10 protein-coding genes and 2 pseudogenes are annotated in these 14758 nt (G+C 59.7%); 8 read left to right on the top strand and 4 right to left on the bottom strand.

Translation table 11 applies throughout. The features are described 5' to 3' along the window. The first annotated feature begins 13 nt into the window (after window positions 1-13). From AC5V87_RS16210 to AC5V87_RS16200, 3 genes are read left to right on the top strand one after another with little or no spacing between them, the layout of a single operon-like run. On the top strand, window positions 14-1324 hold the full coding sequence (locus AC5V87_RS16210) for an NHLP bacteriocin system secretion protein (protein ID WP_456839218.1): 1311 nt from the start codon (window positions 14-16) through the stop codon (window positions 1322-1324). Between the two features lie 58 nt (window positions 1325-1382). After that, complete coding sequence (locus AC5V87_RS16205) at window positions 1383-3539, top strand: NHLP family bacteriocin export ABC transporter peptidase/permease/ATPase subunit (RefSeq protein ID WP_495371587.1); 2157 nt, start codon at window positions 1383-1385, stop codon at window positions 3537-3539. Continuing rightward, window positions 3536-6439: an NHLP bacteriocin export ABC transporter permease/ATPase subunit gene (locus tag AC5V87_RS16200; protein WP_495371586.1), complete on the top strand. Its 2904-nt coding sequence runs from the start codon at window positions 3536-3538 to the stop codon at window positions 6437-6439. Before AC5V87_RS16205 ends, AC5V87_RS16200 begins: the two co-directional genes overlap by 4 nt. A 246-nt stretch (window positions 6440-6685) precedes the next feature. Here AC5V87_RS16200 and AC5V87_RS16195 read toward each other — a convergent pair whose 3' ends face one another. The 3 genes from AC5V87_RS16195 to AC5V87_RS16185 form a co-directional block, all read right to left on the bottom strand. Beyond that, a complete protein-coding gene (locus AC5V87_RS16195; protein WP_456839222.1) occupies window positions 6686-6898 on the bottom strand; it encodes a hypothetical protein in 213 nt (70 codons plus the stop codon). Between the two features lie 1680 nt (window positions 6899-8578). Next, window positions 8579-8791 carry a hypothetical protein gene (locus AC5V87_RS16190; RefSeq protein WP_456839222.1) on the bottom strand — a complete coding sequence of 71 codons (213 nt, stop codon included), beginning with the start codon at window positions 8789-8791 and terminating at the stop codon, window positions 8579-8581. Between the two features lie 26 nt (window positions 8792-8817). Then, window positions 8818-9030, bottom strand: a complete 213-nt coding sequence (locus AC5V87_RS16185; protein ID WP_028146191.1) for a hypothetical protein — start codon at window positions 9028-9030, stop codon at window positions 8818-8820. Window positions 9031-9927: 897 nt separating this feature from the next. On the opposite strand from AC5V87_RS16185, the pseudogene istA reads away from it, so the two are divergent. From istA to AC5V87_RS16170, 3 genes and pseudogenes are all read left to right on the top strand, one after another. Continuing rightward, window positions 9928-11477, top strand: a pseudogene (gene istA, locus AC5V87_RS16180) (IS21 family transposase). Window positions 11478-11494: 17 nt separating this feature from the next. Next, entirely contained in the window at window positions 11495-12268 is a 774-nt protein-coding gene (istB, locus tag AC5V87_RS16175) for an IS21-like element helper ATPase IstB (RefSeq protein ID WP_495371903.1), read from the top strand. A gap of 488 nt (window positions 12269-12756) precedes the next feature. Continuing rightward, window positions 12757-12952, top strand: a pseudogene (locus AC5V87_RS16170) (IS701 family transposase); the annotation flags it as partial. Window positions 12953-13014: 62 nt separating this feature from the next. Here AC5V87_RS16170 and AC5V87_RS16165 read toward each other — a convergent pair. Beyond that, a complete protein-coding gene (locus tag AC5V87_RS16165) occupies window positions 13015-13230 on the bottom strand; it encodes a hypothetical protein (protein WP_456839223.1) in 216 nt (71 codons plus the stop codon). A gap of 723 nt (window positions 13231-13953) precedes the next feature. On the opposite strand from AC5V87_RS16165, the gene tnpA reads away from it, so the two are divergent. Further along, on the top strand, window positions 13954-14382 hold the full coding sequence (gene tnpA, locus AC5V87_RS16160) for an IS66-like element accessory protein TnpA (protein WP_495371585.1): 429 nt from the start codon (window positions 13954-13956) through the stop codon (window positions 14380-14382). Further along, complete coding sequence (tnpB, locus tag AC5V87_RS16155) at window positions 14379-14732, top strand: IS66 family insertion sequence element accessory protein TnpB (protein ID WP_495371584.1); 354 nt, start codon at window positions 14379-14381, stop codon at window positions 14730-14732. The genes tnpA and tnpB overlap by 4 nt, the downstream gene beginning before the upstream one ends. Window positions 14733-14758 lie beyond the last annotated feature (26 nt).

Below are 14758 nucleotides of genomic sequence, written 5' to 3'. Positions count from 1 at the left end.
TTCGAGTGCAGACATGTCGGCGTCTGAACCGCTCCCAAAGCCGGAGCATAAGAGCATCACCGACCGGCCGCAACGGGCGTTTCGCGCCGCGGCCCTCGACCGGGCTGCGTCTCCCGAGCAGCTCGATCATCTCGTTGTTATCACCAAGCCCGCTGACTGGATTCTGACCCTTGTGCTGTGCATTGCGCTTGCGGCGGCCGTGCTGTGGAGCATTTTCGGGCGCGTGCCCACTCGCGTCTCTGGTGAGGGAATCCTGATCGGCAGTGGCGGTAAGGTCGTCGACGCCGTATCCGCCGCTGCCGGACGGCTGCAGTCGGTCGCAGTCACGGTGGGCGAGCACGTCAACAAGGATCAACCCGTCGCGCAGATCGTTCAAACCGAGATCCAGCAAAAGCACAATGCAGCCACCGAGGTATTTCAAGAACGGCAGCGGGAGCACGCCGATCGGGTGTCGAAAGCTGCAAGCGAGCTCGCCGCCAAGAGCCAGAATTTTGCAAAACTTGAAATGGCCCTGCAACAGGTGATCAAGGCAACCAGCCAGCGTATCGAATATCTCACCGTCGACGTCAAAAACCTGGAGGACTTGCTGGCCAAGGGATACACCACGCGGCGCAATCTGGAAGAGCGGCGTCAGGAGCTGACCGATGCGCAACAGCGCCGTACCGACGCACAAAACGAGATCTTAAAGCTGCGGGCGCAGAAGACGGACCTGGAAACGGAGCGCGGTCGCGAAATTCAGCAATCCGAGTTTGCCCTCAACGAAGCCCGGCGGCAGATGAATGCCGCCGCCGAACAGCTGAGCCAGAACACCCAAGTGATCAGCCCCATGGACGGTCGGGTTCTGGAAGTGAAGATTTCGCCCGGTTCGGTGCTAGCCATCGGCACACCGGTTATTGCGATCGAAAGCGAAGGCACCAAGCTCCAAGCCGTCGTCTATGTTTCTGCCGAACGGGGAAAACAGATCAAGCCTGGCATGCAGGTGCAACTGGAGCCGAGCACGGTGAAGCGCGAGGAATTTGGCATGATGCTGGGCAAGGTGGTCAGCATCTCTGATTTCCCGATGACGCCGCAAGGCATGGGTGCGCTGCTGCATAATGAAAGCCTGGTTTCACGCTTCTCGCGCGACGGTGCGCCTTACGCCGCCATGGTTGCACTCGATGAGGATACCTCCACTGCAACCGGATATCGATGGGCCGTTGGCGAGGGGCCGAACATTCATCTCACCAGCGGAACGTTGGCGCGGGCCGAGATCACAACACGCCGGCGGCGCCCGCTCGATCTGGTGATACCCCTGCTCAAGCACCTCACGGGAATTGATGGATAGGCCATCTCCAAACCAGCCAACCAGCGGGCGCGGCCGGCCCAAATCTTACGTCAGCCGCATGGCGAGCTGGTTGCCGCGGCGACGCACCCAGCGGACACCCGTCCTACTGCAGATGGAAGCCGTCGAATGCGGCGCGGCAGCGCTCGGCATCATTCTCGGTTACTACGGGGCGTGGATTCCGTTGGAAGAGCTTCGTGTCTCATGTGGCGTGTCGCGCGACGGTAGCAAGGCGAGTAACATCATTAGAGCGGCGCGCCGATACGGACTGACGGCGAAGGGCTACAGCGTCGAGCCTCCGGCACTTGCCGAAATTCCAATGCCTTGCATCCTTCATTGGAACTTCAACCATTTCGTGGTCCTGGAAGGAATAGATAGAAAGCGCGCCTACATAAATGACCCCGCGAGCGGGCGTCGTCAGATCGATCTGGTCGAGCTCGACCACGCCTTCACCGGCGTTGTCCTGGTGTTTGAACGAGACGAAAGGTTCGAGAAGGTCGGCAGCAAACCGAAGGGCATAGCCCTGCTCATAAGGGAGCTGCGCCACTCAAAGCAGGCGGTGGCCCTGCTAGTTGTCGTCAGCATCGCCGCCGTCCTGCCCAACATTGTTGCCGCGGGATTCTCAAAAATCTTTGTCGATGAAATTTTGATTCAGCACACGCGCAACTGGCTTGTGCCGCTCCTGATCGGCATGGCGCTGACGGCGGCCCTCCGGGCCGTCCTGACGATCATACGTCAATCGCTGCTATTGCGGCTGCAGACCAAGCTCGCCGTCGTGATGACTAGCCGTTTTCTGTGGCGCCTCATGATGCTGCCGCTGGAATTCTTCACCCAACGCCACGCAGGCGACATTGCGGGCCGTATTGCAGCCAACGAACAGATCGCCCGGCTGCTTTCAAGCGGCATTGCGGCCAACGCGCTCAGCCTAATGTCGGTGGTCTTGTTCGCCGCAGCCATGGCCGTCTACGACGTCAGCCTGACCGCGCTTTGCGTCGCAATCTCTTTGATAAATGTTCTTCTCCTGCGGCTTGTCGCTTCACGCCGCCAGGAACTGAGTTATCGGCTGGCGCTCGATCAGGGAAAGCTGCTCGGGGCAACCGTGAGCATGGTGCGGACTATCGAAACCATCAAAGCAAGTGGGTTGGAAGACGACGCCTTCGGCCGGTGGGCCGGTCTTCAAGCCAAAAACCTCAACGCCGAACAGAGGATCGGCGCCTCCGCCATCATATTGGACATGGTCCCCACCTTGCTCACGGGTCTCATGATCGCAGCGATTCTTGGTGTCGGAGGCTTGCGGGTCATTCAGGGCTCGTTGACACTGGGAAGCCTCGTGGCCTTCCAATCCCTAGCATTGAGTTTCTCCGAGCCTTTCGTCAACCTCGTGAATTATTTCGGTGGACTGCAAACCATCAAGGGAGCACTCGAACGGCTCGAGGATGTCTACCGATACCCGCTAGCGCCGCGACCTCCAACACATGCGAGTGCCTTGCCGCCGAAGCTTACCGGCCGACTCGAACTTCACAACATCAGCTTCGGCTATTCGGTGCTCGAACCGCCGCTTTTGGCCGATCTTTCGCTGGTGATCCCTGCCGGTTCACGCGTGGCACTCGTTGGCATGTCGGGCAGCGGAAAATCAACCCTCGGCAAACTGATCTGCGGACTGTACAAACCCTGGTCCGGCGAGATTCGTTTTGATGGATGTAGGCTGACGGATATCCCTGCGGATATTTTTGCGAACTCTGTCGCCTATGTCGACCAGGACGTCTTTCTGTTCGAGGGAACGGCGCGAGACAATTTGACGCTCTGGGATTCAACAACCGATGAGCGTCACCTCCTGACGGCGGCCAAGGACGCGCTGATTCATCAAGACCTTGCGACGAGACCAGGCAATTATGACTGCCACGTAAATGAAGGCGGCACGAACTTCAGCGGTGGGCAGCGTCAGCGTATCGAAATCGCCCGAGCTCTGGTTTGCAATCCCTCGATCCTTGTCTTGGATGAAGCGACGGCTGCACTTGATCCGATTACGGAAAAATCCATCGACGACAACCTGCGGCGCCGCGGTTGCAGCTGCATCATCATCGCCCACCGCTTGAGCACGATACGCGATTGCGACGAAATCATCGTGCTTGAACGCGGTCGCATCGTTGAGCGCGGCACGCATGAAGAGCTTCTTGCGCTTCAGGCCTCCTATGCCAAACTGGTGGCGCGCGAATGACGGATCGATTTGTCAGCGAGAATTTCGTTGGGCAACAACGCGAGGCGCCGATCGGTCTGCCGCACCGGACTTCGCTCGATGCGCGTCGCCCAATGCTTCTCAGCGACCACGAACACGTTCTTCAAGTGGCAGCGGGTCACGTCGATTTGTTTGCAGTTCAGCCGACAGGCACGCGCCAGCATTTGTTTCGTGTCGAAAACGGCGGATGCATTCTGGACCTGCACAATGCCTGCGAAACCTCGGGCAGCCGACTGCAAATTATCGCTGTCGGCCCGCCTGGGAATGTGCTTTTGGAGGTGCCGCGCAGTGCAGCGTCATTTGGCCCTGTGTCTAGCTGGATTGCCCAATTGGCGGTGTTCATGGTCCGCTCGGCGGCAAACGAAGCCATTTCCGAGTTGGTGAGCGGTGAGGCGATTGAACTGCACCCAGGCGAGCGACGTCGTGGTCCGACGCGGGACCTCCTGTGGGTACACCTCGAAACCGGGACTGCAAAGGTCATGGACCTCGGCTCGAGCTTCGCTCCCGGGCAGCCTCCCTTCCCTTTGACCGCTGGGATGTGGGTGGAAGCTGGCGCGCATGGGTGCAAATTGCGTCTCGAGCCGAACCCGCCAGACACCCTGGTTCTGTGGTCCGCGATTGATCGATTCCAGGTAACAGTTATCGCACATCTTGAGCGCAGCCTGGCAGAAAGCCTCATTCGAGAGCGGGAACGCTTGGTCCGCCGCGACGAACTCACTGTATCGCAAACGCTCGACTCGTTTGAGCGGCTCGCTGATGTCGTGGTGAAGAAAGCCGATCGCGCGCAATCCGAATGGGACTCGGCAGACCCGTTGCTTTGCAGTTGCCGGGTTGTCGGAGAAGAACTTGGAATACCGATTGCACTTTCGCAGCGCGGTCAACCCACAAGACAGACCTTCAGCGACATTCTGGAGATCGCTCGCACAGCCCAGTTGCGGATCCGCCGTGTGCTTCTGCGCGATGTCTGGTGGAAGACGGACGCTGGACCGCTCCTCGGTTGGCACGGAGCCGAACGCAGTCCAGTGGCTCTAGTGCGCAAGCGGGCGAACACTTACACGATGTTCGACCCAAAGGGTGGAAGTCGCCGCTTCGTCGATCGCTCCGTTGCCGGTGAGCTCAAACCAGAGGCCATCACTTTCTATCCGGCGTTGCCGTCCCGCCCGCTCCAATATCGCGATCTGCTTGCCTTTGCGATGCGAGGCGTTTCCGGCAGCATGGCGCGCATCGCGTTGGCTGTTGTGGCAATCGGGCTACTGTCGCTAATGCCGCCACTGATCACCAATGTCCTGGTCAATTCGGTTATCCCGCGCACCGAGATTGATCAGCTCGTTGTTTGTGCGCTTGCGCTGACGGTCACCGCTGTGTCAATGGCCGGTCTGCAGGTGATGCAAGGACGGGTCACGTTAAGGCTCGAAGGTCTGCTCGACTATAAGCTGCAGGCTGCGTTGATCGACCGCTTGCTCCGCCTGCCCACCTCTCTGTTTCGCGAATATACAAGCGGCGATTTGGTCGATCGCGCCATGGGCATCGATGCCACTCGCCGGATCTTCACCGGGCGTGTGCTGGGCGGCTTTACAGCCTCGTTCTTTTGTCTCTTCAGCATTGGGCTGATGCTCTACTATGATCTCCGACTGGGCGGCATTGCACTGCTGCTCACCATGATTAGAGCGGCTGCAATTCTTGCCACGAGCGCCGTGCGACTCTACTACGAAACCAAGCAATTCAACCTGCAAGGCAAGGCCAGTGGCTTTGTGCTGCAATTGATTGCGGGAGTCGGCAAGCTGCGCGTGGCAGGCGCAACGGAGCGCGCATTAGCGCGATGGTCGCAACAATTTGCCGTACAGAGGCACTATTTCATCACCTCGCAGCAAGCGGCCAACGCGCTGAGTACCTTTGATACCGCCTTCCCGATGCTGGCGACATTGATCATCTTTGCGCTTGCCTCCTACACAAACAGTCACGTCCTGCTCGATCTCGGCGCGTTTCTCGGCTTTCTGGCAGCGTTCGGACAGGCCACCGCCGCGATCGGCAGTTGGGCCTCAAGCGTCAGTGAATCACTGGTGGCGATTCCTCACCTCACCCGCCTGAAGCCCGTGATTTCCACTCCCGCCGAGATCTCCGAGGAACGGCGATCACCCGGAGAGCTATCCGGAGAACTCGAACTTTCCGGCATCGTATTCCGCTATACGAAAGGCGGGCCGAAAGTCCTGGATGATATCAGCTTGAGCATTGCGACGGGTGACTACGTCGCGATCGTCGGTCCCTCAGGTAGCGGGAAATCGTCGCTCTTTCGCTTGCTGCTCGGTTTTGAGCGGGCGGAAGCCGGCACGGTGTTTTACGACGGCAAGGCCCTCAACACGCTCGACATCAGCGCCGTGCGCCGGCAGCTTGGCGTAGTGCTGCAAGATACCAAGCTTGCAACCGGAAGCCTTTACGACAACATTTGCGGCGGCGTTGATCTGCCGCTGGAGAAGGCCTGGGAGGCCGCGCGACTGGCGGCGCTGGATGCCGACATCGCGCAGATGCCGATGGGCATGCATACGCTGGTTGCGGAAGGCGTGACTACGCTATCAGGCGGTCAGCGGCAGCGACTATTGATCGCCCGCGCTCTTGCGCGCTCACCACGGATTCTTCTGTTTGATGAGGCAACCAGCGCACTCGACAACCAAACCCAAAGCATCGTCGGCACCTCGCTGGAACGATTGAGCATTACGAGGATTGTGATTGCGCATCGCCTCAGCACTGTGCGCAATGCGGATCGTATTGTCATGCTGTCGCGCGGCAAAGTCGTGCAAGCGGGAAGCTACGCGGAGCTCATGAACGAGCCGGGGCCGTTTGCGGATTTTGCCAAGCGGCAGTTACTCGAATCGGCTCAACGCTAGTCTAGCGACGGCGCAGACGATAAATCCGGCCGCATCAAGGCCGGGTCATTCCCTGTGGATGAGGATCTCTCGGCAGGTGGACAGGAGTACGCTCGTTGAGCATCGACACCGTGTCGGGACCTCTTCCCGCAGTTCATTGCGCGGGCTGCCTGTGTCCATGAGAGTTCTCGATTGAAATGAGTACCCGCACACCCCCGGAAGCAACCAAGGAGTGTGCGGGCACTGGTGACTTAGGGCATTGGTGACTTAGCCGATCGAGCTGGTGTTCGCCTGCGCGAGCAGCTGCGTGACGGCAGCAGCACCACCAGCACCGAAGACGCTGGAGCCGCCCTGAGCCACACCGACCTGCGTGGCAGAGTTCGCCTGCGCGACGATGTTGTTGGACAGATTGCTCAGGTCGAAGAACCCGCCAGACACGGCGTCGAGTTCCATATCGATCAGTTCACACGCTTCAATCATGACTTCCCTCTTGTTGCTGTGATCGACATCTGGCTCAAAGCAAACCAGCGCCTCACTGCCCGTGTTCTTACCGGAGGGTTGTTTTTCTATCTGTGAGAAGAATCACGCACGACCCACAGTTGGCAGTCTGCCGTGGCTTGAGATGCTTCTTGCTATCCGACCATGGAGCAGCGGAAATGGACTAGTCGGTCATCCTGCTCTGATTAGCGGCTGGACTCCGCCTGTTAGTCCGCAACTGCTTCGGTTCGCGATTGGCTTGGCAACCCGACACCACGCGTCCCGGAGTTACGCCATTATACGGTTGAAGAGTCGCGCGACCTTTGATCGCTGAAGCTGCACTCCTTCAACACATCTGTGAGCGGTAGCCGGCTATCACGCAGCTTTGAATGGCGGGCTGCTCCACGTATCGCCTGGTGCGACGTCGCTCGCAGCGAGCGCAGGACCGCTGCGAGAAATAACACCACTGATAGGCCGCACCCCCGCACCAGCTCTTTAGACGACACACCACCGAAGTTGGCGAGACGAATTTCCTTCGAGCGTCGCACGTGCCATGGCCCGAGCATCCGAACCGGCCTCGACACTGGCCGCATGCCTTCATAGGTCTGAGCGATGCACGCCGATCGTGAGCCTGACGCACTCGAGAAGCAACCCGTCAGCTAGATCGGGATGCCTAAAAGGCGGACAGCACAACACTTCCGAGGTTGGCAATCCTGATTGCGTTAACGCTGCTCAGCTCAACGTTCAGGGCGGCGCATCGGGCGATGGCGTCGAGCGCTGCACGCGGCAGAAAGAGTCTTCTTTCAGAGCACGGAGAGAATTCTCACCCGGGCGGTCGCCGGCATCATCTGCTATTCGCGACGCGGAAGCGTGAAGCGATCAGGAAAGCAACTTCCTACTGAATCGAGTCCTACAAGCAGCGGTCAACTTAGATAAGTTGAGCGTATTGATGTTCTTCCCGGTGCCGTTGCGCGAGTCCGCCGGCTTCTATGCCGCGCCTCCAGGCCAAGCGTAGTCAGGCTTGGATTCCCAAGCATCCTACCAGCCAAGGACTCGCCCGAGTGGCCTTGGATTGTGAAAACTGTCGCGACTTGACGACTTGACGCGTCGATCCCAACATTTCTTCCGGAGGGTGGCTGTGAATCTGGCCGTTTGGTCACGTACGCCACTCGCGTTCAGCGCTGGCGGCCGATCGCGTGATTGTTTTGGCCGCACCAGCATGCGAAACTCTCTCGGCTCGTCGCTCGTAGTCGTCGGCGAGAGCCTTGAGCTGGGCGGCAATCGTTCGGTCGGTCATGGTTTGGACAGCGCGGAGCAAGCTCTGTGCTATTTGTAGGTATTCCCTGCCTCGTTGTGAAATCTGGGAAGCCATCAAGCCCTCGCTCGGATCTCTGGCGCCTGGTCTAAAGTGAGAAGCCAGCATAGCCAATTGCCATCGCTCGCCCGGCGAACTCTGAAGCGATTGACGCACTTCTTGGAGCATAAAGGGGTGCGCCACGAATAGTGCCGGACGAGTCCAAACTTGCGATCACAAACTGCGCATCGTGGGGCTGTGCCAGATCCACCGCTCTCGTTATCAGGGCTGCTTGTGTCCATGAGAGTTCTCGATTGAAATGAGTACCCGCACACCCCCGGAAGCAACCAAGGAGTGTGCGGGTACTGGTGACTTAGGGCATTGGTGACTTAGCCGATCGAGCTGGTGTTCGCCTGCGCGAGCAGCTGCGTGACGGCAGCAGCACCACCAGCACCGAAGACGCTGGAGCCGCCCTGAGCCACACCGACCTGCGTGGCAGAGTTCGCCTGCGCGACGATGTTGTTGGACAGATTGCTCAGGTCGAAGAACCCGCCAGACACAGCGTCGAGTTCCATATCGATCAGTTCACACGCTTCAATCATGACTTCCCTCCTCTGGTGTCTGTGACTTAGCCGATCGAGCTGGTGTTCGACTGTGCGAGCAGCTGCGTGACGGCAGCAGCACCACCAGCACCAAAGACGCTGGAGCCGCCCTGAGCCACGCCGACCTGCGTGGCAGAGTTCGCCTGCGCGACGATGTTGTTGGACAGATTGCTCAGGTCGAAGAACCCGCCAGACACGGCGTCGAGTTCCATATCGATCAGTTCACACGCTTCAATCATGACTTCCCTCTTGTTGCTGTGATCGACATCTGGCTCAAAGCAAACCAGCGCCTCACTGCCCGTGTTCTTACCGGAGGGTTGTTTTTCTATCTGTGAGAAGAATCACGCACGACCCACAGTTGGCAGTCTGCCGTGGCTGCGATATCATCCGCCGGATCTGCGCTGCATGTGCGTGGATCTTGCTCCCACGGCGCTTCTGATTTCATCCCGCATGATCCTTCGCATTGCCTCAGGGGGTGTAGTCGCAGCGCAGAGCCAAAGCTCTGACGCGATCCGGACATATGCGAGGCCGTTGACGCTAGGTTGTCGCAGCGCATTGCGAGCCGACGACATCACTAGATCTTGTGGAAGACGCGTCCAACGACATTGCTGGCTCCGTAGACGCCTGGGCGACTTTCGCAGCGATGACGGCTAGACGCCATTGCTGATGTCGACTTCTCCGATCCAATCGGCGTCGTGGCCACTCCGCAGTACTTGCTCAGTTATGACCGCCGGCGCGGGACATCGATCTATGGAGATCGTGCTCCTCTCGGACTGACGTGGACAATTTCTGCGAACCTATCGGACGGGACGATTCATGTCGTATCGTACATGGCTATCGATGCCAGCTTCAGCGGTCAGGCAATCTGACCTGATAAGAACCTGCTCCCAGCGACTGATAGTACGTCCCGCCGCACGGTGTGCCAGCACTCAACTCTGCGAACGCGTTTGGCGGATCCGATCTTTACTGAGTGCGTGTTTCGGCAATTCCCGGACAGCGATTTCGGTAATTCGCGGACAGCGATTTCAGTAACTCCGGGACAGGGATTCCGCTAAATCGCGGACAGATGCGGGAGGTTGGTTTTCGGGAGCGCCGTTCAGGCAATGTTCTCTCTCAAGCTGAGTTTGAGAGGGGCAATGCCGAGACGGAAGCAAGCGAAACGAACCACTGTGAAGGACCTACGATCGATCCTGAGGCTGACGTACGAGCAGGGCCTGTCGGTGCGGGCAGTCTCGGAACGGCTGCAGATCAGCAAGACCTCGGTTGCCACCTACCTGCTGCGGGCGCGCGAAGCGGGCTTGAGCTGGCCGCTGCCGCCGATTTGCGAGAGCGAGGCGACGTTACAGCGGGCCTTGTTCCGGCGGGTCGGACGACCGCCGCAGGACTTGAGCGAGCCTGAGTGGCCACGGGTGGCGCAGGAACTCAAGCGCAAGGGCGTGACGCTGACGCTGCTTTGGCAGGAATACCGGACGGCTCATCCCGACGGCTACGGTTACACTTGGTTCTGCGAGAAGTTTGACGCCTATCGGCGGCGGGCGAACCCAACCTTCCGCCACCGCCACGCGACGGGTGCAGTGATGCAAACCGACTATGCCGGCCCGACGGTGGAGGTGACCGATCCGCAAACCGGCGAGATCCGTCAGGCGCAGATATTTGTCGCGGTGCTCGGGGCCTCGTCGCTGACCTTCGCTATGGCGAGCTTCGGTCAGCGACTGCCAGATTGGATCGAAGGCCAGACCCGGGCCCTGTCGTACTTCGGCGGAGTCCCCAAGGCGATCGTCTGCGACAATCTGAAGGCCGGGGTCGTCAAGGCGTTATGGTTCGAGCCGACGCTCAACCAAACCTTTGCCGCCATGGCCGAGCACTACGACACGACGATTTTGCCGACCCGCAGCCGCAAGCCCCGCGACAAGGGCAAGGTTGAAGGCGCGGTGCTAATTGTTGAGCGCTGGATTCTGGCACGGCTGCGCCATCGGCGGTTCTTCAACCTGACCGATCTCAATGCCGCGATCGGCGGTTTGCTGGAGGAGCTGAACAATCGGCCGATGCGCCATATCGGCAAATCCCGCCGGCAGCTGTTCGAGGAGATCGAGCGCGAGGCGCTGGCGCCGCTGCCGAGCGAACCGTTCGAATACGCCGAATGGAAAACGGCGAAGGTCCACCCGATTATCACGTCGAAGTCGACAAGACCTTTTACTCGGTGCCGCACCGGCTGATCGGCCGTCGGGTGGACATCCGGCTCACCTATCGAGCCGTCGAGATCTTCCAGGATCACACGCGTGTCGCCAGCCATGTGCGCCGCTCTCAGCGCGGCGGCCATGTCACCGTGAACGAGCACATGCCCAAGGCCCATCAGCGTTATGCCAATATGACGCCGGCGAGCTTGATCAAGATGGCGGCGCGGATCGGCGTCAACACCGCCACTCTGGTCGAGCGGATGATGCGTGAGCGCCCGCATCCCGAGCAGGGTTATCGCTCCGCCATGGGGATCATCGCCCTGGCACGGCGCTACGAGCGCGATCGGCTCGAAGCGGCCTGCGAGCGGGCACTCGTCATCAACGCGATCAATTACTCCTCCGTGAGCGCGATCCTCAAATCCGGGCTCGACCGCGCGAGCCCTGCTGCCGCACCCGTCAAAGCCACCCCCTCGCACACCAACATCCGTGGTGGGGGCTATTATCAATGAAGGAAAGGAACATCGCGATGCTGACCCACCCGACCCTCGAGCAGATGCAGGCGCTCGGCCTTGCCGGAATGGCGGCCGCTTACAGGCAACTAGCCGAACAGGACAATGCCGCCGATCTCAGCCGGGATGAGTGGCTCGGCCTGATGCTCGATCGTGAAGCCGCCATGCGTGCCGACCGGCGCCTGACCAATCGCCTCGCCGCAGCCAAGCTGCGCTTCGTCGACGCCTGTATCGAAGACGTCGACTTCGCGTCCCGCCGCGGCCTTGACCGGCGCAACACCCTGCAACTGGCGCAAGGCGCTTGGCTGAAAGCCCATGAGAACTTCATCATCACCGGCCTGACCGGGACTGGTAAAACCTGGCTGGCGTGCGCCTTCGGACGCCAGGCGGCCAGGCTCGATCATTCCGTCCTTTATTTGCGTATGCCGCGCCTGTTCGAAGACCTCGCCATGGCCCGTCTCGATGGTCGCTTCCCGCGCCTCATCGACAAGCTCGCACGGGTCCAGTTGCTCATCCTCGACGACTGGGGCACCCACACCCTCAATGATCAGCAGCGCCTTGATCTCCTCGAAATCTTCGAAGAGCGCTACAGGCGCAAATCGACCTTGATTACCGCCCAGCTGCCCGTTGCCCAATGGCACGATATGATCGGCGAGCCGACCATCGCAGACGCTATCCTCGACCGGATCATCCACAACTCCCACCGTGCTCTCGAAGGCGACAGCATGCGAAGGAAAAAAGCCGCGCGCCCCTTGACCGACGTCGAAAACAGCGAAACGAATACCAACTGACTTCAACAACCAGGCAACCAAAAGCCAGCGCCGCTACGCTGTCCGCGATTTAGCGAAACTGCTGTCCGTCAGTTAGCGAAACTGCTGTCCCGTTTTTGCGAAATGCGCATACTGAGATCTACCGGGTCGCGAAAAGTCGTCCAGCTCTCCGCGGTGTCACAGCTGTCGTGCTCGTCCGGCGCCGCGGCCCGATAGAGGGTTCAATCAAGTAGCAACAACCAATTCCTTGGGTGCTTCACTAACGGGAAGACCTTTTTTGAGGAAGAATGTACGACGGCAGCGCGCCGCTTTGATCGAACGCCGTGCAGATGTCGACTCACGGAGCACTGTTTCATTTCGCTGCCGCACGGCGGCCGCGTCGCTTTAGGACATCAAGGCGGATATCAATTCCGGTGCGCCAAGCCACCGGTTCTATGAGTTCATGGCCCAACGATACCTTGGCAGATTGTTGGTTGGCGTTCACAAAGGGTTTCCGAACTGACTCGTCAATGGTTCATGGATGGTCGGCTCTTGGAGGGCTCACTATGGCGCAGTGGAGAGACGAGCTCGAATGCTGCTAAAGCCATTCCGGGATCAGCAGGTCATAAGGCCTGGCAGGGGATGTGTCGAATTCCGTTGCGGGATTGACCGGCCCTGGTGGCTAAAGGCGTTCAGCCGATGGCGGAACACCTTGTAGGGGGCAATGTGTAGTGATAAGTTGCCCGCACACTCCGGGGAGCAGCCAGGAGTGTGCGGGCATTCAAGACTTAGCCGATCGAGCTGACGTTCGCCTGAGCGAGCAGCTGTGTGAGGTTCGCGTTGCCGCCATTGCCGAAGACGCTGAAGCCGCCGACGGCAACACCAACCTGCGTAGCAATCTGCGGCTGTACGACGATATTGCCGGACAAATTGCTCACGTCGAATAGCCCTCCACCAGACACGGCTTCGAGTTCCATGTCGACCAGTTCACGCACTTCATTCATGAATCCCTCCTCAGCGTTGCGGGTGAACAACATCCAGCTCAAAGCAAGCCAGTGCCTCACTATGCGTGTTGATACTGAAGGATGGTCTTTCTATCTGTGACAGAAATCACGGGCGACCGGCGGCAGTCAGTTTTGATTACGACATGGCCCGCTGGATCCACGCTGTTTGCTGCCACGGCGCTTCTGATTCATGTGGCCAGGACTCTCGCATGTCTCAAACGAATCTGGCTGTCTCAGGCACGACGTGTAAGGATTTAGCGCGGAGCCAACGCCCGTTTTGCGCAACAGGCTGATCGAGCGCGAGTGAGACGGCCGCTAGCTCGCCACGGGCGAAGCGTTCCACGTGTGAGGTATGGGCAAAAATACCTGGTCTCGCGATCGCTGTTCGGCCGGAAGTTGGCCTAGACGCCACTCCTGATTGCGAGGTCTTTGATCTAAATCGGCGTCTCAGCCGCGGTCGACACGAATGTTGACCCAGCCCTGAAGCGAGACAGGAGCTTCCGGACAAGCCGATCCTCTTGAGCATTACCGCGAACCGGATCGGCAACTAGCACATGAAAACCTGTGCCTTAACCTCGGAGCGTCCCGTCGATTGATCTCTGTTCCGGGTGATGCACGCTCAATGCTGATCTACGCCGACAATCGTAAGCGCTAAGCCGGCACCCTCGGTTCGACGTTAGATTAGATGTGCGAAGAAGCCTCCGGGTTGAGCGGAGGTTTGGGATGGGATTGGACGGCAAAAAGGACGCCCATTTGGACAGCTCATCAGTTGGGTCAGGAGCAGTCAGCCGGCTTGAGGTGCTTGAGGGACCGTCCGGGCGTCGCGTGCGTTCGGAGGCCGAGCGGGCTCGGATCGTCGCCGAAAGTCTGCTGCCCGGCGCTCAGGTGGCGGAGGTGGCGCGCAAGCACGGGGCGACGCGCTGGCAGATTTACGATTGGCGACGACGCTTCCGACAGCGCGGCGAATTGCCGTCGAGCGAGGCTCCGCAGCCGCGGTTCGCGGCGCTGGTTGTGGAGGGGCCGTTTGAGGAGCGTCACGTTCCGACAGTCAAGCTCGAGATTGCGATTGGCGACGTCGTCGTGCGGACGGACGCGGCGATAGATGGGGAGCAGCTATCTCGAGTGATCCGCGCGGTGCGGGCGTCACGATGATTGTCCCCGGCGCCGAGCTGAAGATTTACATCGCGACGCGGCCCGTCGACTTCCGCTGTGGGCACGATGGGCTTGCTGCGAAGGTGCAGCAGATGCTTGGTCTCGATCCGTTCAGCGGTGCAGCCTTTGTGTTCCGGTCGAAACGAGCGGACCGGATCAAGATTTTGGTGTGGGATCGAACGGGCTTGGTGCTGGTGCACAAGCGCCTTGAGGGCTGCAAGTTCGTATGGCCAAAGATTGCGGACGGCGTGATGCGGATATCGCCGGCGATGTTTGCCGCGCTGTTCGAGGGCCTGGATTGGCGGTTGGTACGGCCGGAGGAAGCGCGGCATCCACAGGTCGCTGGATAAGTGCGGCAGAATGACTCTGTGCCGAG

The organism is Bradyrhizobium sp. SOJA106 (assembly GCF_059448745.1).
This window is presented reverse-complemented; position numbering and strand designations above follow the sequence as displayed.